Here is a 22,942-nt window from a genome sequence, read left to right as displayed (position 1 = left end):
AGCCAAAATAATAAAATAAGGTTTAGTATAAATAATAGTATTAGTCCCAATTAATCTTGGGAATCGAGTTTTACTTTCCTGAAAATAAACAAGTAATAATATGCTATGATTATGAGTCCGGTGATAAAAAACAGCGTCGAATAAGGCCTAAAAGTGTCGCCGAAGTAGAATTCGCCGATCATCCATGTTGTATTGGCTAAAATCCAGAAGCAAACTGCCAAATTATGGTACAATTCAGAAACTTGTTTTCTAAACTTATAAGTAATGTAAAAAGCTAGAAAAAGTGTCGGAAAGATCATAATTACACCTAAAATTCTAAAATCTAGAACCCAAAAAGTGTCTTTTACTAACCAAAAAGCAATATGTAAATTCTCAAGTTTACGGATGGAACTATTCATAAAATTATTTAAGAGCACTAATATCTTAAATAATTATAAAAAAGAAAACCCGAATTAGATCGGGTTTTTAAAAATAGATTTTGGTAGTTTATTTAAAGTTTTGCAAATATGCTTTTGCATCAGCTAACTGGCTGATAATATCTCTTCGGTCGGGTGTAATAGATAAAACCTTTTCAAAATCAGAAATACAAGATTTCAATGAGCTTGTTGCTTTATTCTTGTCGTAGAAATTTGGAATTTTCTGACCTTTTAAAACGCCGTAATCTCTGTAAGCTACAGCTCTATTCTGATAAAGTTTTACATCATCAGGATTTATTTCAATGGCTTTAGTAAAATCTTTAATTGCTAAAAGAAGCAACTTTTCACGATCAGCATTAGCAATACCCTTTGTTTCATTTGCCAAATTATTACTCGCTTTCCCTCGATAGTAAAAAGCGCTATTATCCAATGGTTTCAAGGAAATTACCTTATTAAAGGTATTTACTGCTGCCTTATAGCTTGCAGCATGATAATAGGAATAACCCAGCATATAGAGGGTATTCACATCCGATGAGTCTGTAGCGAGTGCTTTTTCAAGATTACTTACTGCTGATTTAAAATCACCATCAATTAGAGCCTTTTGCCCCATTTTATGATAAGATGTTTGAGCGAAAGTGGTATTCGCAGTAAAAATAATTAGTAATAAACTTAAGAATAACTTCATGTTAATTGGCGAAAATTATATTAGTTATTAACGGCATAAAGCCATTATTATTTTAAAAGTACAAATTTATAAAACACAAGAAAAAAGAATTTGTTATTTGATAAATTCAACAACATTCATAATCCAAATATACTCTTCAAAAAATTGAAAATGACAAACAAAAGAGATTAAATATTTAAACAAAGTAATCGTCAGTAGAAATGTCGTAAATTTTTCTAATTCTGCCTTTTTTAACCATATTTGAAATTGGCACATAGCTTGTACAATTATAATGAAGGCTATTTTATTGCCCTTAAATAAATTTAACTGTCATAATGACGTTATTAAAGATATAGATGAGTAACTACGACAACTTTGATTTTAACCGTACTTTGCCCTTAATTAATGAAGATACTGAGTTCTTTCCTCTTATGTCTCAAGAAGACGAAGAGGAAATGAATAATGAAGAAACACCCGACATTTTGTCGATTTTACCTTTAAGAAATACCGTTTTATTTCCTGGTGTAGTTATTCCTATCACAGTTGGTAGAGATAAATCAATCAAATTAATTAAAGATGCTTATCGAGGCGACCGAATCATTGGTGTGGTTTCACAAAGAGATGTAGGTATTGAAGACCCTAGTTTTGAGCAATTAAATCAGGTTGGTACTGTAGCATTAATCATTAAAATGCTTCAAATGCCTGACGGAAATACAACCGTAATTATTCAAGGTAAACAACGTTTTCGTTTAAATGAGGAGGTTCAAAGTGAACCTTATATAAAGGCTACTATTCAAAAATTTGAAGAAGTTCGACCGAAAACAGATAAAGAATTCAAGGCACTTATGGCATCCATTAAGGAAATGGCCATGCAAATCATTGATCTTTCACCAAATATCCCTAGCGAAGCTGGAATTGCTATTAAAAACATAGAGAGTTCCTCTTTCTTAATCAACTTTATATCTTCTAACATGAATGCCGACGTGGCCGCAAAGCAACAAATGCTTGAGGTTGTGAACCTTCATGAACGTGCAAAAATGGTTTTGGGTCATTTAACCCAAGAGCTACAAATGCAAGAGCTGAAAAATCAAATCCAATCAAAAGTTAGGGTCGATTTAGATAAACAGCAGCGCGATTATTTCCTGAACCAGCAATTAAAAACTATCCAGGAAGAGCTAGGCGGTAATTCTCCAGATTTAGAAATTGAAAATTTACGTCTTAGAGCAACCCGAAAAAAATGGACTAAAGATGCGACCAATCACTTTAACAAGGAAATTGAAAAGCTAGCAAGGATGAATCCTGCTGCAGCCGATTATTCTATCCAGATCAATTACCTCGAATTATTACTCGATCTACCATGGAATGATTTCACGAAAGATAATTTCGACTTAAAAAGAGCAGAAAAAGTTTTAGAAAAGGAGCATTACGGACTAGAAAAGGTAAAACAGCGAATTATTGAATATTTGGCTGTGTTGAAGCTTAAACATAATATGAAGGCTCCTATCCTATGTTTGGTAGGTCCTCCAGGAGTTGGAAAAACTTCCCTTGGTAAATCTATTGCCAAAGCTTTAGGCAGAAAATATGTCAGAATGGCTTTAGGTGGCATTAGAGATGAAGCCGAAATTAGAGGTCACCGCAAGACTTACATCGGGGCAATGCCAGGTAGAATTATCCAGTCAATCAAGAAAGCAGGATCTTCAAACCCTGTTTTTGTATTAGATGAAATTGATAAGGTGGGAAATGATTTCCGTGGTGATCCTTCATCTGCCTTGCTTGAAGTACTTGACCCTGAGCAAAACAATGCATTTTATGATCATTATGTAGAAGTAGACTATGACCTATCAAGTGTCATGTTCATCGCAACAGCTAATTCCTTAAGCTCCATTCAACCTGCCCTGTTAGATAGAATGGAAATTATTGAGGTGAATGGATATACTATTGAAGAAAAAATAGAAATAGCAAAACAACATTTACTTCCAAAACAACGTGATCAACACGGTATTAAATCGAAAGATATTTCTTTAAAAAGCACAGTAATTGAAAAGGTAATTGAAGATTACACCCGCGAATCAGGTGTGCGTGGTTTAGAGAAAAAAATAGGTTCATTAGTGCGTGGAGTTGCTACAAAAGTGGCAATGGATGTAGAATATAATCCAATTATCAGCAAAACCGATGTAGAAACTATTCTTGGTCCTCCAATTTATGACAAGGACCTTTACGAAGGTAATGAAGTGGCTGGAGTGGTTACGGGACTAGCTTGGACCCAGGTGGGTGGCGATATTTTATTTATTGAAGCAAGTTTAAGCCCAGGTAAAGGCAAATTATCCTTAACTGGTAATCTTGGCGACGTCATGAAGGAATCGGCAACAATTGCAATGGCCTATTTACGTGCTAATGCATCCAAATTTAATATTGATTTCCGCTTATTTGATCAATGGGATGTGCATGTTCACGTACCTGCTGGCGCTACACCAAAAGACGGGCCATCGGCTGGTATAACCATGTTAACGGCACTTACTTCTATATTTACCCAACGTAAAGTGCGACCACACTTAGCTATGACTGGTGAAATCACTCTACGTGGCAAAGTCTTACCTGTAGGTGGAATTAAAGAGAAAATATTAGCTGCAAAAAGAGCAAATATTAAAGAGATTATTCTCTCCAAATCCAACAGAAAAGATATTCTTGAAATTAAAGAAGATTATATCAAAGATCTTAAATTTCACTATGTAAGTGAGATGAAAGAAGTTATTGAACTTGCATTAAGTAAGGATAAGGTAAAGGATGCGATAGAATTAACAGTTAAGAATTTAGCTGGAGCCAGCATCAATTGATTTTAGATTTTTTTATTTTATTAAATACTGATTCATGAAAATAAAATCATTTTTCATCCTAAGTCTAGCTTTATTTATTAGTAGCCTTGTAAGTGCTCAAACACAAGAAAGTAGGATTGCTGAAAAAAGAGCACAAAACATTTTTGTTGAATTAGGTGGCCAAGGCCTATTATTCACTGCCAATTATGACTCCAGATTTTCTAAACGAAGAGACGGTTTAGGCGGTAGAATTGGAATTGGTCATATTGGAGAAAACGGTGATAGAGCCACAACAGTACCAATTTCTTTAAATTATTTACTCGGCAAAGAAAAACATTTTTTTGAAATGGGATTGGGCGCTTCTTTAATGCTTATTGGAGGCGACGGCGACTCATTATTATTTGATGAAGATAATAGTACTGTTTTAGGGACTATGAGTTTTGCATACCGTCTACAACCTAGTGACCGTGGATTTTCATTCCGCGCTGGTCTTAGTCCAATTTTTAATAAAAACTTCTTCATTCCCTATTATGCTGGAATAAGTTTAGGATACAGTTTCTAATAAAAAAATAGCAAATTTGTAAACATTTACACTTTTTCTAAAGGCTTTACATGAAGAAATCTATCTTACTTTTTACAATTCTTTTTTGTTTTTTATACGATTATGAAAAAGTAAAAGCGCAAACAATAAATTATAAAAGCGAATTTGGTTTCAGAAGTGAAAATGATAGCTATTTAGCTGGTGGACAAGATCGTTATTATACTAATGGCTTAACACTGAATTTTAGAACTGCCTTAAACACTGCAAAAATCAAAAATGAGAATCTTAACAAAATGATTCTTGAATTGGAAGCCGGGCAAAAAATATTCAATCCGCAATCAGGGAGTATTTCGAACAGTATTTATGTAGATCGTCCATTTGCGGGATATTTATATGCTGGAGCCTCCTTAAACCTATTATATCAATCAGAAAACAATTTAAAACTAAGTCTGCAAGGTGGCACCATTGGTCCAGCTTCATTAGCACAAGAGGCTCAGGAATTAATGCATGATGTTGTAGGTTTTTATAAAATTGAGGGCTGGCAGTGGCAAGTAAACAATGAATTTGCGATCAATGCTACCGCTGAATTCAATTACTTAATTAATCGTATTGCGAATGATAAAGTTGATTTTACAGCCAATTCTTATTTAAACGTTGGAAATACATTTTCTGGAGCAGGCGCCGGATTTACATTCCGATCAGGTACAATTAATCCACTGTTTAAGTCGTCTAGCACTCAAAGTCGAATTTCTAATAGTGCTAGTCCCAAAGATCTTGCCGAAAAAGAATTCTTTTTTTATGCCAAACCAATGTTGAATTATGTGCTTTATGATGCAACTATTCAAGGCGGACTCTTCAATAAAGATAAAGGGCCAATTGTTTTCGATACAAAACCTTTAGTTTTTACTCAACAATTTGGAGCTTCATACTCTCGAAATAGAATCACAGCCGACTTTTCAATACTATTTAAAACAAGAGAAGTAAAAAGCAATGCAAAGCCACATAAATATGGCTCTATTGCATTATTTTATAGATTTAATTAATCTAAATTGATCAATCTAACCATTCATTTCTACGACTAATCTTTTTCAGAGAGGTTATTTGCTTAGATTTTAATCTTTTCTCAATTGCCGACTTTTTAGGCTTACTGGCTTTCCTTATTTTAGGAATAAATAGAGCAGTTTTTAATAGAATAAGCAGTTTTTGGATACTTCGTTCTTTATTTTTGATTTGGCTACGCTCCTCTTCAGTTATAATTTGTAGGATTCCGTCAGAGTTAATACGATTTGCGAGTTTTAAAAATAAGCGGACTTTTTCTTCATCGGTAAAAAGAGAAGTTGATTTCAAGTCAAAATTAAGCTCAACCTTTGTAGAAACCTTATTTACATGCTGCCCACCTTTGCCTCCGCTTCTTGAGGTTTTAAAAGTAAGTTCTTTAAGAATGTCCTGCTTTTTGAATTCCATTTACAAAAATACCAAATAGAAAACGATTGCTTATTATTAAAGATTTATATGATAATAATATACGAAATTAGCTTCAAATATCCAATTCAAATCCTATTTTTGCATCAATGAGCAAAAATATTGTTGTAGCCATTGATGGTTATTCTTCATGTGGAAAAAGCACTTTAGCTAAAGCTTTGGCCAAAAAATTGAATTTTATCTACATAGACAGTGGTGCGATGTATCGGGCTGTTACCCTATATTTTTTGCGAAACAATATTGACCTTCAAAAGCCCGAAATAATAAAGGAGGCTTTAGAAAATATCCATCTCGATTTTCAAACTTTAAACAATGAGACTGTTATTACCTTAAATGGCGAAGATGTGTCCAAAGAAATCCGACAAATGCATGTAGCAGAGAAGGTAAGTTTGATAAGTGCTATAAAAGCTGTTAGAGTTGAAATGGTTAGGCAGCAGCAAAGAATGGGCAAATCAGGCAATATTGTGATGGATGGAAGAGATATTGGCACGGTGGTATTTCCGAATGCAGATCTTAAATTGTTCATGACAGCAGATCCACAAATTAGGGCTGAACGTAGATACAATGAACTCATAAGCAAGGGTGAGACGGTAAAGATGGAAGAAATCTATGACAATCTTGCCAAACGCGACCTTCAAGACACAACACGTAAGGAGAGTCCGCTAATTCAAGCCCAAGACGCTATTATCCTCGACAATAGTGATATCAATGAGTCGCAGCAATTAGAATTTGCTTTGGGGCATATAAAACTTTAAACCAACTTACCCCCCTATTCTTTCTCATTCCCAAAGGCGAATAATATTTATTCTATCTTTTTGAATCATAAAAATGCATTAAACTTTAAAAAGAGGTTAATATATGTCTTGTATATTATTGCAGTATTTCTTTAAAAAAGACTGTTTTTATTAAAAACACTTAAATAAAAAAATAAAACGATAATTATCAGATAGTTCCGATTAAAATTAATTGAAAATAAAGCGTCAAAATGTTTTTTAATAAAAATGAATTTTTCTACCTTTGCAGTCCGATTTAATATCGGAAAAAGGAGATAAATTAATTAATGGCTAAAAAACTAGAAGCTGAAAAGGAGTTAACTGCGAAACAAGCGGAACTTCAAGGCGAAGAGACCACTACGGTTAAACAAAAGGAAACAATTGAATCAGAAGCTGATTCAGTGTCGATCGAAGAGATCAAATCAAAAACTTTAATCACTCCAGCAGGCGATTTCGACTGGGATGCGGATGATAAAGGTTTTGGAAATTACAGCACTGCAGACCGTGAAAAGTTTGAAGAAATGTATGCTGGAACTTTCAATTCGATCAACAAGGGTGAGATTATCTCAGGCGTTGTTGTATCGATTAACAACAAAGATGTGGTATTAAATATTGGATTTAAATCTGATGGTTTAGTGTCATTATCTGAATTCCGTGATACACCAGACTTAAAGATTGGTGATTCAGTTGATGTATTTGTAGAATCACAAGAAGATGCTAACGGACAGTTGGTATTATCTCGTAAGCGTGCAAAAACACAACGTTCATGGGAAACAATCAATGAAGCTTTGGATCAAGACAGAATCATTACAGGTTTTGTTAAGAGCCGTACTAAAGGTGGTTTGATTGTGGATATTATGGGTGTTGAAGCTTTCCTTCCTGGATCGCAGATTGACATCAAGCCTATCCGTGATTACGACGTTTATGTTGGTAAAACAATGGAATTCAAGGTTGTAAAAATCAACCATGAGTTTAAAAACGTAGTTGTATCACACAAAGTATTGATTGAAGACGATTTAGAAAATCAAAAAACTGAAATCGTTGCAAAACTTGAAAAAGGTCAGGTACTTGAAGGTACTGTTAAAAACATTACCGATTTCGGTGTGTTCATCGACCTTGGTGGCGTAGACGGTTTATTACACATAACTGATATTTCATGGGGTCGTATAGAGCATCCACGTGAAGTATTAACACTTGATCAAAAAATCAATGTGGTTGTTTTAGACTTTGACGATGAGAAAAAGCGTATCGCCTTAGGATTAAAGCAATTAACTTCTCATCCATGGGAAGCACTAGATACTACATTAGAAGTTGGATCTAAAGTTAAAGGTAGAATCGTAACTGTTGCAGATTACGGTGCATTCCTTGAAATCACTCCAGGTGTTGAAGGCTTAATTCACGTATCTGAAATGTCATGGTCTCAAAATCTTCGCAACCCACAAGAATTCTTAAAGGTTGGTGATGAAGTTGAAGCTCAAGTATTGACATTAGATCGCAATGAGCGTAAAATGAGCCTTGGTATTAAGCAACTTACTCCAGATCCATGGAAAAACATTGGCGAGCGCTATCCAATTGGAAGTCAGCACAAAGCTGTTGTTAAGAACATGACTAACTTTGGTGTATTTGTTGAAATTGAAGAAGGTATCGACGGGTTAATCCACATTTCTGATCTTTCATGGTCTAAGAAGGTAAATCATCCAAATGAATTCACTAAAGTTGGTGAATCACTTGATGTGATTGTTCTTGAGCTTGATGAGGCTAACCGCAAATTGAGCTTAGGCCACAAGCAGTTAGAAGAGAATCCTTGGGAAACTTTCGAAACTGTATTCACTCTTGATTCTATCCACGAAGGAACAGTATTAAAAGTTACAGATAAAGGTGCAATCATTGCATTGCCTTACGGTGTTGAAGGATTCGCTCCTACAAAGCACATGGCAAAAGAAGATGGTACTAATATCAAAGCTGATGAGACTGCTGAATTCAGAATCATTGAATTTAATAAAGATTCTAAGCGTATCGTTGTTTCTCACGCCCGCATTTGGGAAGAGGCTAAAGCTGAAGAGCGCAAAGAAGAATTCAATGCTAAGAAGAAAGAAGCCAAAGCAACTACTACTGCCGTTAAAAAGGTAAAAGAGTCTGTTGAGAAGTCTACTTTAGGTGATCTTGGTGTATTGGCACAATTGAAAGAGAAAATGGAAGGTGCAGAAAGCAAAGCCAAAAAAACAAAGAAAACTGAAACTGCTGCTGCAGCTAGCGCTGAAGCAGCAGAAAGTACAGAAGAATAAGTTTAATAGCTTTTTAAATATCTAAAAGCCCTGATTTTTATCAGGGCTTTTTTTTGTGATTAACTTTTTCTTAATAAGAAACTGTGCATTTGCCCTATTTTTATAGCAATCCTAAATTAAATTATTGAATTCTCATTTAGACTAAAAGAATTTTTCATATTTTTGATCAAATTAATCCACTGATGCAAACATTAAATCTGCTTGACGGTCCGAAATTCCAGATCACTATCCAGCGCCTTTGTCATCAGTTAATTGAAAATCACGATCATTTCAACAACTCAGTTATTTTAGGCATTCAGCCTCGAGGCGTATTTCTTGCCAAACGCATTATTGCTGAATTAAAAAAAATAATGCCTGAAATTGCAATTGAGAGCGGCAATTTGGATATTACTTTCTTTCGTGATGACTTCCGTCGTAAAGAAGGATTATTAATTCCTAGTAGTACCGAAATTGATTTTATAATAGAAGGTAAAAAAGTAATTTTAGTAGATGATGTACTTTGGACTGGCAGAACGATTCGTGCAGCAATGGATGCCATACAATCATTTGGCCGACCAGAAAAAGTGGAATTATTAACGCTTGTAGATAGGCGCTTCTCAAGACATTTACCTATTGAAGCAGATTACATTGGAATTAAGGTTGATACCATTGATTCTCAAAAAGTGATTGTGAGTTGGAAAGAAACAGACCATGAAGATAAAGTGATTTTACTATCAGAAAAATAATGGCAGAAAAAATTAATACATTAAGTACCAAACACCTGCTGGGAATAAAAGATCTCACCACAAGAGATATCGAATTAATATTCGAAACTGCTGATACTTTCAAAGATGTACTTAACAGACCCATTAAAAAGGTCCCCTCTTTAAGAGATATAACCATTGCCAATATATTTTTTGAAAACTCAACTAGAACTCGCTTATCATTCGAACTTGCACAAAAAAGATTATCAGCAGACACAGTCAACTTTGCAGCATCTTCGTCTTCAGTAAGTAAGGGCGAAACACTAATTGATACAGTAAACAATATTTTAGCGATGAAAGTAGATATGGTGGTGATGAGACACCCCTATCCAGGTGCTGGAATATTCCTAAGTAAACATGTAAATGCTCAAATAGTGAACGCTGGGGATGGCGCTCATGAGCACCCTACCCAAGCATTACTTGATGCTTTTTCAATCCGCGAACGCTTTGGCGAAGTTAGAGGCAAAAAAATAGCCATAATTGGCGATATTCTTCATTCTAGGGTTGCGCTATCTAATATACTTTGCCTCCAAAAATTGGGTGCTGAGGTAATGGTATGCGGACCAAGCACATTGATCCCTAAATACATTGGCAGTTTAGGTGTTAAAATCGAGCACGATTTATTAAAGGCATTAAATTGGTGCGATGTAGCAAATATGCTCCGCATTCAATTAGAACGTCAAGATATCAAATATTTCCCTTCATTAAGAGAATATTCTATGATGTACGGACTTAACAAACAGATACTTAACTCACTCGATAAAGAAATTATTGTGATGCATCCTGGTCCAATAAATCGGGGGGTAGAAATCACAAGTGACGTTGCTGACAGTAAACAATCTATTATTCTTGATCAAGTAGAGAATGGAGTCGCCATAAGAATGGCCGTATTGTATTTATTGGCAAATCAACGTATGCAATAGACCTAATGGGGCTAATTTTTTTTTGTTTTCAATAACATCTTTAACAAGTATTCGTTTTAATCTGTTTTCAACACATGTTAATTATTAATCATAACAATCTGAACTAGTTTAGATTAAATTAGTAATTATAATTTCGATTATTTATGCTCAGAAAATACACAATCATCACACTTATTATTGGACTTTTATCAATTCCAGCTTTTGCTCAACAAAATGCTTGGTTTGATCTAAACAAACATTATAAAAGTGGTCTTGAATTGCTTGAAAGCGGAAAATTCGCTGCTGCATCAAATCAATTTAATAATGTTTTAAATATCGATAAAAAATCAAGTGTAAAAGCCGAAGCAAATCTGGAAAATGATTTAATAATAGAAAATTCGCACTATTTTGTCGCCCTTTGTGCTTTAGAATTAGGGAATAATGATGCAGAATCTTTATTTCTACATTTTATAAATAGCTATCCTGCAAACAATTACACTAAACTTGCCTTTTACCATGTTGGGCGATATTATTTTGCTCAAAAAAACTATCCCAAGGTTATTGAATGGCTTAAAAAGTTAGAAGACAATGATTTAATAGGAAAAGAGTCCTCCGAATACCGCTATAAGCTAGCCTATTCCTATTTTGAAATCAAGGAATTTGATCAATCAAAAGCAATTTTTGTTCAGCTGAAAAATGAAAAAAGCATTTATAATGAACAATCTATTTATTATTTCGCGTACATCAGCTACCTACAAAAAGATTATAAAAGAGCATTAGTTGAATTTGAGCGATTAAAAGGTTCGAAATTGTATGAAAATAGTTATCCATACTATATTTCCGCGCTTTATTTTCTAGATAATCGATATGATGATGTTTTAAACTATGCCATACCCATCTTAAAATCGAGTAAACAATTGTATGAAACAGAAATGTTCCGCATTGTTGGTGCTTCCTATTTTGCAAAATCAGATTATGTAAATGCTGGTCAATATTTTGATAATTTCCAGCAGAAAGATCAAGGGAAAACTCAAAACAATCAAGATAATTATCAAATTGGGTACACTGCATTTAAGCTTAAAAAGTATGAGAAAGCCATCATAGAACTAGAAAAGCTTGAAACAGCAGATGAATATTTTCAAAGTGGAATGATAGCTTTGGGAGAATCGTTCCTGAAAACTAATAATAAACAAGCAGCAAGAAGTGCTTTCTTTAAAGCATCAAAATTAGACTTCGATAGACAATTAAAGGAAGAGGGATTATTTAATTATGCTAAATTATCTTATGAACTTGAATTCCACCAAGTTGCACTAGATGCTACACAGTTATTCATTAAAACCTATCCACAGTCACCCAAATTAGACCCTGCAAAAACTTTATTAAGTGAGATACTCTTAACAACAAAAAACTATAAAGATGCCATTGACATCTTAGAAACTATTCCTAATAGAAATAGAGAAGCTAATGAAGTTTACCAAAAGGTAACATATTATAGAGGATTAGAATTTTACAATGAAAGAGCATTCCAAAATGCTATTTCTATGTTTATGCGTTCCAATAAAAATGTTGAAGATGATGAAATGCATTCATTATCAACCTATTGGCTGGCTGAAGCAATGTATGAGGTAAGAAAATTTGGAGAATCTGTGGATAACTTTGAAAAATTCATGTCATTAACTGCTTCAAAGAAAACGGAGGTTTTTAACTATGCGCATTACGCATTAGCCTATGCAGCTTTTGAGCATGAAAACTACAGAAAAGCCGCTACATATTTCGCACGCTTTCTTCGTGGAAATGAAAAAGACCAAAAAACTATAAACGACGCTATTTTAAGATTGGCGGACTCACATTTTGTATTAAAAGATTACGATGAGGCATTAGTTTATTACAATCGAATTATTGCATCTCGAACAAGTAGTGAGGATTATGCCCTTTTCCAACGTGGGATGATTCAGGGATTGCAGGGGCAAAATGACCTAAAAATAGCAACTCATAAATCTTTACTCCAGCAATTTCCAAATTCAAACTATTCGGATGATGCTAGCTTCGAAATTCCATATACCTATTTTATAAAAAGTGATTTTGAGATTTCAAAAACAGGCTTAAGTGAACTGATTCAAAAATACCCTCGCAGTAGTTATGTGCCACGTGCTTTAATTACTATCGGACTAGTAGAGTTAAATCAAGATAATGAAGAAGCTGCTCTTACAACTTTTAAGCGTGTGGTAAGTGAGTATACAACTACTGATGAAGCTAAATTAGCATTAGAATCTATCAAAAATATTTACTTACAAAACTCTAATGCAAGTGCATTTTTAGATTATGCAAATACAACAAGCATAGGAAATTTAAGCACCTATGAACAAGATAATATCACTTTTCAAGCGGCAAACAATCGCTTCTTAAATGGTGATTACCAAGGAACATTCGAATCCGTGAACGCTTATTTCGATAAATTCCCTAAAGCCGTTCATGATAAACACGCTCGTTTTATTAGGGCAGAAAGTTTAGTGAAATTAAAGAGACCCAATGACGCAATTCCAGATTATGAATACATTTTGAACGATTGGACAAGCGATTATACCGAACGTGCACTCATTAGCATATCTAAAATTTATCTTGCTCAAAAGAAATATAATGAAGCCATTGTACATTTAAAAAAGCTGGAACTTACTTCTGAATACAAGTCTAATTACAGCTTTGCCGTTAATAACTTAATGGAAGCATATTCAAATATGAATTTACCAGACGAGACTCTTCAATATGTGAAATTCATCAGAGAATCTAATAAATCGTCTGAAGAAGATCTGTTTAGAGCTGGCTTATATTCTGCCAAAGCCAATCTAATTATTGGAGATACGGTTCAAGCAGTAAAAGATTTAACCGAAGTAGCAGAAAAAACCCAAACAGTAACAGGTGCTGAAGCCAAGTACAATCTTGCTCATATTTTATACATGAAAGGGCAATATAAAACCTCTCTTGCCACTGCATTCGACCTTACTAATGAAATGCCTTCACATGATTACTGGGTAGCAAAAACCTATATACTTATTGCAGATAATTATGTAAAAATGAAAGATGTTTTTCAAGCTAAGAGTACCCTTCAGAGCATAATCGAAAATTATGAGAATGAAGAAGATGATATTTTAGTCACTGCCCAAGAAAAATTGAAAAAACTAACAAAAAAATAATTGATAATGTATAGTTCTACTTTAAAATATTCGCTGATAGTTAGTTTGATTAGTTTATCAATGTTAACTCAGGCACAAGATAAAAAAACCGAAACCCCAGCCAATATAGAGGCTAGTACTCTGACTGAAGAGATTGAGGTTGTAAGACCATATAAACCTGTTTTGGCAGACGCGGTGAAAATTAGGCGAAATCCTGACATGGATAATCAAAAACCATTTAAGCCAGTTTTAAACTATAGCATCATCGATAAAAAACTTGAGCTCAATTCAAATATCAAAGAACTGCAAGCACAGAAAATGGAAGATGAACGTGCCAGCATATTGTCTCATAATTTCGTAAAATTAGGTGCAGGAAATTTCAATACCGCCCAAGGAGAGTTTTATGTTAACTCAGGTAGTGATGAAGCACTACAAACAGGAGCTTATTTTAAGCACCTATCCCAACAAGGAAATCTACATCACCAACAGTTTTCTAACCAAGAAATGGGAATTTTTGGACGGACAATTGGGAATTCTTATGCTGCATCAGGAAATTTAAAATATGATAGGAATTCATTTTTCTATTATGGATTTGACCCAACATCAGCTGTTGCTCCTGACATGAGCAAGCAGCGTAATAATATAATTTCTGCTGAGGCTGAAATTATGAATAAATATTCTGAATCAGCAGTTATAAATTATACAACAAATATAAAAGCATACCAATTTAGTACCTTAAGTGATGCAAAAGAAAGCTCCGTAGTTTTGAGTGGAGCATTAAATAGAGACTTAAACACTTTTAATTTAGGCTTGAACGCTTCTGTGGATTTTACATCTACAAAAGATGTTTCAATTGATATTAAAAATAATATACTCAGGGCAAATCCATACTTAAGTTTTAAAGGGGATCTTTATAATTTAAAACTTGGAGCAAATATTGTCCAAGAATTAGGAACAAACAGCAGATTAAATATTTTCCCATCGGTCTCAGCAGAGTTTGCTGTTTTACCAGGATATGCCAATGTTTTTGCCAAAGTAAATGGAGACGTTCTCAAAACATCTATTCGAGAAATAGCATTTGAAAATCCATTTTTGAACGAAAATATAGGAATCAAAAACTCTCTTGAAAAAATAAATGTAGAAGCTGGTTTGAATGGTAATGTAGGCGCAACTTTTGGCTATAAAATCATGGCTTTTTATAAAAACATTGAAAATATGTTGCTTTTCATGAATAATCCTGCAAAAATTAATCGCTTTGATGTAATTTATGACCAGGGAAAAAGTTCGATTTTGGGACTTGAAGGAGAAGTAAACATAAAAGCATCTGATGTTTTTGAAATTGGGGGAAAAGCCCAAATTTTCAATTATGATCTAGCAACTGAATCACAAGCTTGGTTTAAGCCAAATTTTAGATTAATTTCGAATGCAAAAGCACAAGTAAATCAGAAACTTTATCTGAATGCAGAACTACTTTTTCAAGGAGAAACTAAGGCAAAAGTTAATTCTACTCCTGGAGAATTTAAGGCGAGCACTTTAAAAAGTTTTATGGATTTGAGTGCTGGAGCAGAATATAAAGTCAATAAAAAAATTGGAGTCTACCTAAGAGCCAATAATTTAATGGGACAGTCTTACCAACGATATTTATTTTATCCGAAAATGGGACTTACCTTATTCGGTGGTTTAAATTACTCCTTCTAACTCTTTGTTTGGCAGCTTGATAATTAAAATATAACTTTACCCATTAATGGAAATAGCACAATACATTGTAGATCTGTTGCGTGGGCAAGATGAAGTGAGTCTAGCTGGTTTAGGCACCTTCACTAAAACGAGGGTTGCTGGTTTTTTCGACCAAAACAGCAATATTTTCTACCCTCCTACCTATGAAATATCTTTTAATGAGACTGAAACAGAAGATACAAGTCTAATTCAGTATATAATAAGCAAAGAAAATATAAGTCCTTCTTCAGCAGAAGAACAAATAGAAAGCTTTATTTCAAGCATTTTAAATGGTGTTGAAAACGAAAATATATTTGAAATAAAAGAATTAGGAAACTTCCTCAAAAAAGATGGAAAACTAAATTTTGAAGCTTTTGTAAGTTTACAATCAAGAGAAAAAAATTGGATGCTTAATCCTATTCATGAGTTTGAAAATATTGAAAAGCCTAGCGAACAAACTGAAAATGAGGATGAAAGAAACCAGGAAATAGCTGTCACGGAGAATTCAACCGAAAACAATCAAGAACAAGTTACCAACGAAAATGAAGATTTAGATATACAAGAAACATCCCCCAATAGGTCTTGGTTAAAAATATTCCTTCTTTTTGTCCTCTTCTTATTAGGTCTAACAACCCTATTTTTCCTGAACCCGGAATTTAACACATTCGTTAAAGATAAAAGTAAAGGATTGTTTAATTCAACAGGTAACAGACAAGAAGAAAGTCCCATTTTACTTGATTCAACCAAAATTAGTGCCGATTCGCTAAATCTTCTTGTTGATAGCGCTTCAATCATTGCTGATAGTATCCGACAAGCTCAAGATACTAGCATAAAAGTTGGGTATGATAGCTTAGCAACAATTTCAAACAATGAATCTCCTACATTTGAAATTATTTCTGCTGCATTTAACAGAAAAAGGGAAGCAGATGATTACATGAAAGAGTTAAGCAAAAAGGGAATTCAATCAAAAATCGTAGAAAATATGCCAGGCAAAATGCTAAAGATTAGTCTTGGTACGTTCTTAGATGAAGAGTCGGCAATAATAGAATTACGTAGAATACACAAAGAAATAAATAAAGATGCCTGGATTGCCAGGGTTAAACCAAACAAAAAATCTAACTAATGTTTTTACTTCAAATTGACACCCTTAGTCCAATTACTGATACCGCAACATCTACCGTACAAACGATGCCAGTCGGAGAAGAATTAAGATTTATAGAACTACTTTTCAAAGGAGGTTGGGTAATGGTCCCATTAGCCATACTCGCATTCATGGGCTTAGTCATATTCGTAGAGCGCTATCTCACCATTAGAAAAGCATCTAAAAATGAAATGAATCTGATGATGCAAGTTAAACAAAGCGTTAAATCGGCTAAACTTGATGCTGCATTAGCTATCTGTAGAAATAGCAATACCCCCCTTGGAAGAATGTTAGAAAAAGGTCTTTTAAGAATCGGAAGACCAATAAAAGACATAGAAGGAGCAATTGAGAATGTTGGAAAGCTTGAAGTATCAAAGCTTGAGAAAAACATAAGTATTCTTGGAATAATAGCTGGTATTGCTCCCATGCTTGGTTTCGTAGGTACAATTATTGGAGTAATTACTATTTTCCATGAAGTATCTGTTAAGGGTATAATTGAGATTGGAACTATTTCTGGCGGACTTTACGTCAAAATGATTACCTCGGCAACGGGTTTAATTATTGGTATTATGGCTTATGTTTTATACCATATTTTAAATATCATGGTTGATCGAATAATCCTTAAAATGGAAACAGATGCTATTGAATTTATAGATTTATTAGAGGAGCCGGGCAAATGAATTTAAGAAAAAGACAGAGAGGAAGCGTAGAGGTTCATACTTCAGCATTGAACGATATCATGTTCTTTTTGCTGTTGTTTTTCCTATTGGCTTCTGCTGTGGCAAATCCAAACGTTGTAAAATTGTTTTTACCGAGGTCGAGCTCCGGACAATCAATTCCTCAAAAAACTATAAACGTATCAATTACTAAAGATTTGGAATATTTTGTTGAGAAAAAACAGGTAAATGCATCTGATTTATATCAAAATATTGAAGTTTATCAAAAGGCATCTCCTGATCTTACCATTATTTTATATGCAGATCGTACCATTGCCATTGAAAATGTAATTGAACTCACAGATATTGCAAATAAACTCAAGATTAAGCTTGTTTTAGCGACAGAAACAAAGAAATGATCGAATATCGTCCACAAGAAGAAAATAATTACCCGAAAGCTTATGCCATATCAAGTGGCATAATGATTGCTTTTCTGGCAATTAGCTTTTTTATTGTTGCGAGTCGCGTAGAACCCGATACCGGCGGTACAGGAGGAATAATTGTGAATTATGGAACATCCGAATTTGGTATGGGTGATGATTATATGAGCGTTGAGGAGCCTTCTACCTCCCCTGATGCAAACAATGTTGCTCCCGACAAAGTGGTTATGGATAATAATACATCTAATGAAGTGAGTTCAGAAGTGACTGATAAAGCCATTGCCACACAAAATAATGAAGATGCTCCTGAAATAGTCACCAAAGAAAAAAGCACTGCTAAAAATCCATCAGTAAGTACCCCTACAAAAGATAGTAAGCCAGCAGTAAACCAAAATGCGCTATACAAAGGCAAGAAAAATGATGGCCTTGGTAAAGGTGATGGTACAAGTAATGTTGCTGGGAATCAAGGTAGCACAAATGGAGATCCACTTTCTCCTGACTATGGCGAAGGAGGTTCAGGTAATGGTAGCTATGCTCTAGATCTTAAAAGCAGGAAATTCACCAATCTTACCATTCCAAAAGATGATGGCCAGAAATACGGAAAAGTAGCAGTAAGAATCTATGTAGATAAAAATGGAGTTGTAGTAAATGCAATTGCCGGCGTAAAAGGAACTACTCTCTCCGATAAGGCTATTTGGGAGAAATGCAGACTCGCTGTTATTGGATCTGCCCTCAACAAACTAGATTCTGCACCCGACGTTCAAATTGGTATAGTCATGTTTAACTTCAAAGTAAAATAATTTCTTTTTAATAATTTATTTTCTTTTATATTTTTTTTTAACTATTAAAACATTTGCTTGTTCAATATGTTCTAAAAGTATGAAAGCAATACAAATAACACATTCAAGAAGTCTATTTATGACTTCATTAAGCATCCTAGTAATTTTCACTTTACTAAGTGCTTGTTCAAAAAAAGTCAATTTTAACACTTCAACAGTAGTTCCAGCTGCAGAAGGAGTAGTTAAAATCAAAAAAGATAGCAATAAAAATAATTCAGTCGACATTAAGATTAAAAATTTAGCTGATCCTGAGCGTCTTGAATATCCAAAATCTGTTTATGTAGTTTGGATGGTGACAGAGGAAAACGGCATTAAAAATATAGGGCAGTTAATAAGCTCCAAAAGCATGTTTTCAAGTCAATTAGAAGGATCTTTAAAAACCACGACCCCATTTGCGCCAAGACGAATTTTCATCACTGCTGAGGATAATAGCGACATTTCAATGCCTGGATCTTATGTCATTTTAGAAACAAAATCATTTTAATTTTATACATATTTCGAGAATAGGATTCTCTTCAGGATATTTACCCTATAAAATCATTGTTCATTAATGAATTATAGGGATACTATTCAATATTTATATTCGCGGCTGCCTATGTTTAGCAAGGAAGGTAAAGCTGCAATGAAGCCCGGCTTGCAAAACATCATAAAGTTTTGCCATAAGCTTGGAAATCCACAAGAAAAATTCAAATCAATTCATGTGGGAGGAACGAACGGTAAAGGTTCTACTTCCCACATGCTTGCAGCTGTACTTCAGGAAGCGGGTTATAAGACAGGATTATACACTTCACCACACCTTCGCGATTTTAGAGAGCGGATACGGATTAACGGGGAAATGATTTCTGAAAAGGAGATTATTCAATTTGTAAACTCAAACAAAACGTTTATTGAGAATCTTGAGCCATCATTTTTTGAGGTTACAGTTGCCTTGGCTTTTGAATATTTCGCATTGCAAAAAGTTGATATTGCAATTATTGAGGTCGGACTTGGAGGAAGGTTAGACTCCACCAACATAATTCATCCCGAATTAAGTATAATTAGCAATATTGGCTACGATCACATGAATATTTTGGGTAATTCTTTAGGAGAAATCGCTTCTGAAAAGGCTGGAATAATAAAAAGTCAAAGGCCCATAATTATAAGTCAAAGGCAAAGCGAAATACAAGAAATATTCATAAATAAAGCCTCTGAAATGCAATCTCCAATCACTTTTGCAAGTGATGAATGGGAAATAACACGTTCTAATACCCAAAACATTGCCACAGATTTATTACAAGTTGATATCAATCAAAAAATAAAGAACAAAAATTCAGTTTTTAGTTTTAATAAACTTGAATTAGATTTAAACGGATCCTATCAATTAAAAAATCTTTCAGGTGTTTTAAGCGCTTTAGAGCAATTAAAATCAATGGGTTACCAAATTGATGATCAAGATATTGTATCGGCATTAGGTAGGGTTAAATCACTCACAGGACTAATGGGACGCTGGCATAAATTGAGTAAAAACCCACTTACCATTTGTGATACAGGTCACAATGAAGATGGGATCAAAGAAGTTTTGAAAAATATTGAGCTTAGTGCCTTCAAAAACCTTCACATGGTTATTGGAATGGTAAAGGATAAAGATATATCGAAAATATTAGCCCTTTTACCACAAAAGGCGCATTATTATTTTTGTCAGCCAGATATACCAAGAGCAAAATCGGCAGAAGAGCTACAGAATGAAGCCAAAGAATTTGGTCTTCAAGGCCTTTTTTATGAATCAGTTCAATCAGCTTTAGATGCTGCAAAGAAAAATGCTTTAGACGATGACCTAATTTTTATTGGGGGAAGCACTTTTGTAGTTGCTGAAATCATTTAAATGACCTTAAAATAAATAAATCAGTATTTTTAATCTAAAAAAACCGGCATCCAATTAGATGCCGGTTTTTTATTTGAAAACAGAAAAGATTAACTGTTTTTCTTATCCATGGCCTTCCACATATAATAAATAGGAACACCTGTTAGAACGATAATGAATCCCGGCCAAGTAAAGTTAGGTTTATAAATAATTAACAAAATACAGAAACTTATACCCATCAGGATATATAATGCAGGAAGGAAAGGATAACCAAAAGCCTTGTAAGGTCTTTCTGCCTCCGGATTTTTTACCCTCAAAATATAAATACCTAATATGGTAAGCACATAAAATATAACTACTACAAAAGAAATCATATCAAGAAGGTCGCCATATTTACCGCTGAGGCATAATACAGAAGCTACGAGGCATTGCAACCATAAACCAAATTCTGGCACTGCATGCTTATTTAATGTAGCTGTTTTTTTGAAAAATAGACCGTCATTTGCCATCGTATGATAAACACGAGCACCCGCTAAAATTAATCCATTATTACAACCAAAAGTTGAAACCATAATCATTAATGCAATAATTACAGTACCAATATTACCGAAAATTACACTTGAAGCTGCAACAGCAACACGATCTTTATCTGCATAAGCAATCTCCTCTAAAGGTAAAACAGCTAGGTATACAAGATTTGCCAGCACATAAATGATGGTAACAATCATTGTACCCAGAAACAAACTCAAACCTATATTTCTTTTCGGATTTCTAACTTCCCCAGCAATAAAAGTTACATTATTCCATGCATCGCTACTAAAAATAGAACCCACCATAGCGGCAGCAACTGCACCAAGAGCGGCAGCAATCGTTAGAGATTGGAAAGTACCATCTGGACTTAATTTCTGCATAGTCCAGGCGTTTTCCCAATTACTAGTCCATATTTCGGGCTTCATCATAATAAAACCAAAAATTATAAGTCCGAAAAGACTAAACAACTTAGTCAATGTAAAAGAAGTTTGAATCATTTTACCACCCTTCACTCCTTTAGTATTAATATAGGTTAACAAAATAATGGTACCGATGGCTAAAACTTGTGCAGCAGATATTTTGAAAGATCCCATAGAAAAAAGTATAAGATCTTCGCTCACTTGCGGCCATAAATAGGCAGTAAACTTAGAAAAAGCAACTCCTACGGCAGCTATTGTGCCTGTTTGAATTACTGCAAAGAAACTCCAACCATATAAAAAGCCTACAAGCGGGTTATAAGCCTCTTTAAGATAAACATACTGACCGCCAGCCTTAGGGAACATTGCACTCAATTCACCGTAACTGAGGGCAGCTATTAAAGTCATTAAACCTGTAATAAGCCAAACAGCAATTAGCCAGCCACCAGACCCTACATTTCGTGTAATATCGGCAGCCACAATAAAAATACCTGAACCAATCATACTTCCAGCAACTAACAAAGTGGCATCTAGTAGACCTAGCTCACGCTTCATTTCATTTTGTTCTATAGTTTCATTCATATTGATGAGTTTTGTTCAAAGAATAAACATACATTAAAAAATAAATCTGTGAACAATAAAGATTACTAAAAATCTAAAAAATCTTTCTTCAAGAAAAAAAGCAAAACAAAATGACAAATAAATAATATATTTAAATTATTGATTAACAATCATTTAAGTTATGAAATGATAGAAATATGAATGAATAGCTAAACATTCTGAATTACAAAATTTGAATAATAGAATAAGCCTGCTATTTTTGCCGATTGTATTAGAAAATATAATTATATAAACAGATAAATATCCATGGAGTTTTTACAAAACAATTTGATTTATTTAATACCCGCGATGGGCGTTTTTGGTATCCTAATAATGGCTATAAAATCGGCTTGGGTAACAAAACAAGATGCTGGCGACGAAAACATGCAACGTCTTTCGGGTTATATTGCCGACGGCGCAATGGCTTTTCTTAAGGCTGAATGGAAAGTATTAGGTTATTTTTCAGCAATTGCGGCTATTTTATTAGCCTACTCAGGTACTTTGGTGGAAACATCAAGCTGGGTTATCGCTGTTTCATTTTTGATTGGTGCATTTACTTCAGCCCTAGCGGGTTATATTGGTATGAACATCGCTACAAAAGCAAATGTTCGTACTACGCAAGCTGCACGTACAAGTTTAGCGAAAGCACTTCAAGTTTCTTTTACTGGTGGTAGTGTAATGGGTATTGGAGTTGCGGGACTTGCAGTTTTAGGTTTAGGAAGCTTATTTATAGTTTTCTATAATATGTATGTTATTAATACAGGTGGTAGCGTGAACGGAAAAGAGATGGAAAAAGCTCTTGAAGTTTTAGCGGGTTTTTCACTTGGTGCTGAGTCAATTGCATTATTTGCACGTGTTGGTGGTGGTATTTATACTAAAGCTGCCGATGTAGGTGCCGATCTTGTAGGTAAAGTTGAAGCAGGAATTCCTGAGGATGATGTTAGAAACCCAGCAACCATTGCAGATAACGTAGG

Annotated in this window: 20 protein-coding genes; 16 read left to right on the top strand and 4 right to left on the bottom strand. The window is 34.2% G+C overall.

The features are described 5' to 3' along the window. Window positions 1–50: 50 nt before the first annotated feature. Window positions 51–398, bottom strand: coding sequence for a hypothetical protein (locus ACIQ0D_RS04535; RefSeq protein ID WP_395803378.1), 348 nt, complete (start codon window positions 396–398; stop codon window positions 51–53). An 88-nt stretch (window positions 399–486) separates the two neighbouring features. Then, a complete protein-coding gene (locus tag ACIQ0D_RS04530) occupies window positions 487–1,101 on the bottom strand; it encodes a tetratricopeptide repeat protein (RefSeq protein WP_395803377.1) in 615 nt (204 codons plus the stop codon). Between the two features lie 335 nt (window positions 1,102–1,436). Here ACIQ0D_RS04530 and lon point away from each other — a divergent pair, with 335 nt between their 5' ends. The 3 genes from lon to ACIQ0D_RS04515 are packed head-to-tail and all read left to right on the top strand — an operon-like array spanning window position 1,437 to window position 5,477. Further along, window positions 1,437–3,914 carry an endopeptidase La gene (gene lon / locus ACIQ0D_RS04525; protein WP_395803376.1) on the top strand — a complete coding sequence of 826 codons (2,478 nt, stop codon included), beginning with the start codon at window positions 1,437–1,439 and terminating at the stop codon, window positions 3,912–3,914. Window positions 3,915–3,948: 34 nt separating this feature from the next. Then, window positions 3,949–4,455 (top strand): hypothetical protein, encoded by a 507-nt coding sequence (locus ACIQ0D_RS04520; protein WP_395803375.1) that lies wholly within the window; start codon window positions 3,949–3,951, stop codon window positions 4,453–4,455. A gap of 50 nt (window positions 4,456–4,505) precedes the next feature. Beyond that, entirely contained in the window at window positions 4,506–5,477 is a 972-nt protein-coding gene (locus ACIQ0D_RS04515) for a lipid A deacylase LpxR family protein (RefSeq protein ID WP_395803374.1), read from the top strand. A gap of 10 nt (window positions 5,478–5,487) precedes the next feature. On the opposite strand, the gene arfB is transcribed toward ACIQ0D_RS04515, so the two are convergent. Then, window positions 5,488–5,898, bottom strand: coding sequence for an alternative ribosome rescue aminoacyl-tRNA hydrolase ArfB (gene arfB, locus ACIQ0D_RS04510; protein ID WP_395803373.1), 411 nt, complete (start codon window positions 5,896–5,898; stop codon window positions 5,488–5,490). A 107-nt stretch (window positions 5,899–6,005) separates the two neighbouring features. Here arfB and cmk point away from each other — a divergent pair, with 107 nt between their 5' ends. The 12 genes from cmk (at window position 6,006) to ACIQ0D_RS04450 (ending at window position 20,442) form a co-directional block, all read left to right on the top strand. Continuing rightward, on the top strand, window positions 6,006–6,671 hold the full coding sequence (gene cmk / locus ACIQ0D_RS04505) for a (d)CMP kinase (RefSeq protein WP_395803372.1): 666 nt from the start codon (window positions 6,006–6,008) through the stop codon (window positions 6,669–6,671). Window positions 6,672–6,976: 305 nt separating this feature from the next. Next, window positions 6,977–8,974, top strand: a complete 1,998-nt coding sequence (gene rpsA, locus ACIQ0D_RS04500) for a 30S ribosomal protein S1 (RefSeq protein ID WP_395803371.1) — start codon at window positions 6,977–6,979, stop codon at window positions 8,972–8,974. Window positions 8,975–9,156: 182 nt separating this feature from the next. Further along, window positions 9,157–9,699, top strand: a complete 543-nt coding sequence (gene pyrR / locus ACIQ0D_RS04495) for a bifunctional pyr operon transcriptional regulator/uracil phosphoribosyltransferase PyrR (protein ID WP_395803370.1) — start codon at window positions 9,157–9,159, stop codon at window positions 9,697–9,699. Continuing rightward, window positions 9,699–10,640, top strand: a complete 942-nt coding sequence (locus ACIQ0D_RS04490) for an aspartate carbamoyltransferase catalytic subunit (RefSeq protein ID WP_395803369.1) — start codon at window positions 9,699–9,701, stop codon at window positions 10,638–10,640. Before pyrR ends, ACIQ0D_RS04490 begins: the two co-directional genes overlap by 1 nt. A gap of 143 nt (window positions 10,641–10,783) precedes the next feature. Beyond that, on the top strand, window positions 10,784–13,810 hold the full coding sequence (locus tag ACIQ0D_RS04485) for a tetratricopeptide repeat protein (RefSeq protein WP_395803368.1): 3,027 nt from the start codon (window positions 10,784–10,786) through the stop codon (window positions 13,808–13,810). Window positions 13,811–13,816: 6 nt separating this feature from the next. Next, complete coding sequence (locus ACIQ0D_RS04480; RefSeq protein ID WP_395803367.1) at window positions 13,817–15,487, top strand: TonB-dependent receptor domain-containing protein; 1,671 nt, start codon at window positions 13,817–13,819, stop codon at window positions 15,485–15,487. Between the two features lie 46 nt (window positions 15,488–15,533). After that, on the top strand, window positions 15,534–16,628 hold the full coding sequence (locus ACIQ0D_RS04475) for a hypothetical protein (RefSeq protein ID WP_395803366.1): 1,095 nt from the start codon (window positions 15,534–15,536) through the stop codon (window positions 16,626–16,628). Continuing rightward, window positions 16,628–17,326 (top strand): MotA/TolQ/ExbB proton channel family protein, encoded by a 699-nt coding sequence (locus tag ACIQ0D_RS04470; RefSeq protein WP_395803365.1) that lies wholly within the window; start codon window positions 16,628–16,630, stop codon window positions 17,324–17,326. The genes ACIQ0D_RS04475 and ACIQ0D_RS04470 overlap by 1 nt, the downstream gene beginning before the upstream one ends. Next, entirely contained in the window at window positions 17,323–17,721 is a 399-nt protein-coding gene (locus ACIQ0D_RS04465; protein ID WP_395803364.1) for an ExbD/TolR family protein, read from the top strand. Before ACIQ0D_RS04470 ends, ACIQ0D_RS04465 begins: the two co-directional genes overlap by 4 nt. Further along, a complete protein-coding gene (locus ACIQ0D_RS04460; protein ID WP_395803363.1) occupies window positions 17,718–18,542 on the top strand; it encodes an energy transducer TonB in 825 nt (274 codons plus the stop codon). The genes ACIQ0D_RS04465 and ACIQ0D_RS04460 overlap by 4 nt, the downstream gene beginning before the upstream one ends. A gap of 79 nt (window positions 18,543–18,621) precedes the next feature. Then, the gene (locus ACIQ0D_RS04455; protein ID WP_395803362.1) at window positions 18,622–19,065 is read left to right on the top strand and encodes a hypothetical protein; all 444 of its coding nucleotides are present in this window, start codon (window positions 18,622–18,624) and stop codon (window positions 19,063–19,065) included. Window positions 19,066–19,131: 66 nt separating this feature from the next. After that, window positions 19,132–20,442: a bifunctional folylpolyglutamate synthase/dihydrofolate synthase gene (locus tag ACIQ0D_RS04450; protein ID WP_395803361.1), complete on the top strand. Its 1,311-nt coding sequence runs from the start codon at window positions 19,132–19,134 to the stop codon at window positions 20,440–20,442. An 89-nt stretch (window positions 20,443–20,531) separates the two neighbouring features. Here ACIQ0D_RS04450 and ACIQ0D_RS04445 read toward each other — a convergent pair whose 3' ends face one another. Continuing rightward, complete coding sequence (locus ACIQ0D_RS04445; protein ID WP_395803360.1) at window positions 20,532–21,950, bottom strand: APC family permease; 1,419 nt, start codon at window positions 21,948–21,950, stop codon at window positions 20,532–20,534. Between the two features lie 285 nt (window positions 21,951–22,235). Here ACIQ0D_RS04445 and ACIQ0D_RS04440 point away from each other — a divergent pair. Beyond that, window positions 22,236–22,942 (top strand): sodium/proton-translocating pyrophosphatase (locus ACIQ0D_RS04440; RefSeq protein WP_395803359.1); only part of this gene is annotated, 707 nt, incomplete at its 3' end.

Source organism: Daejeonella sp. (genome assembly GCF_044342615.1).
In the GTDB taxonomy this organism is placed as follows: Bacteria; Bacteroidota; Bacteroidia; order Sphingobacteriales; family Sphingobacteriaceae; genus Daejeonella.
Note: the sequence above shows the minus strand (reverse complement) of the source record. Positions and strands in the feature narration are given on the sequence as shown.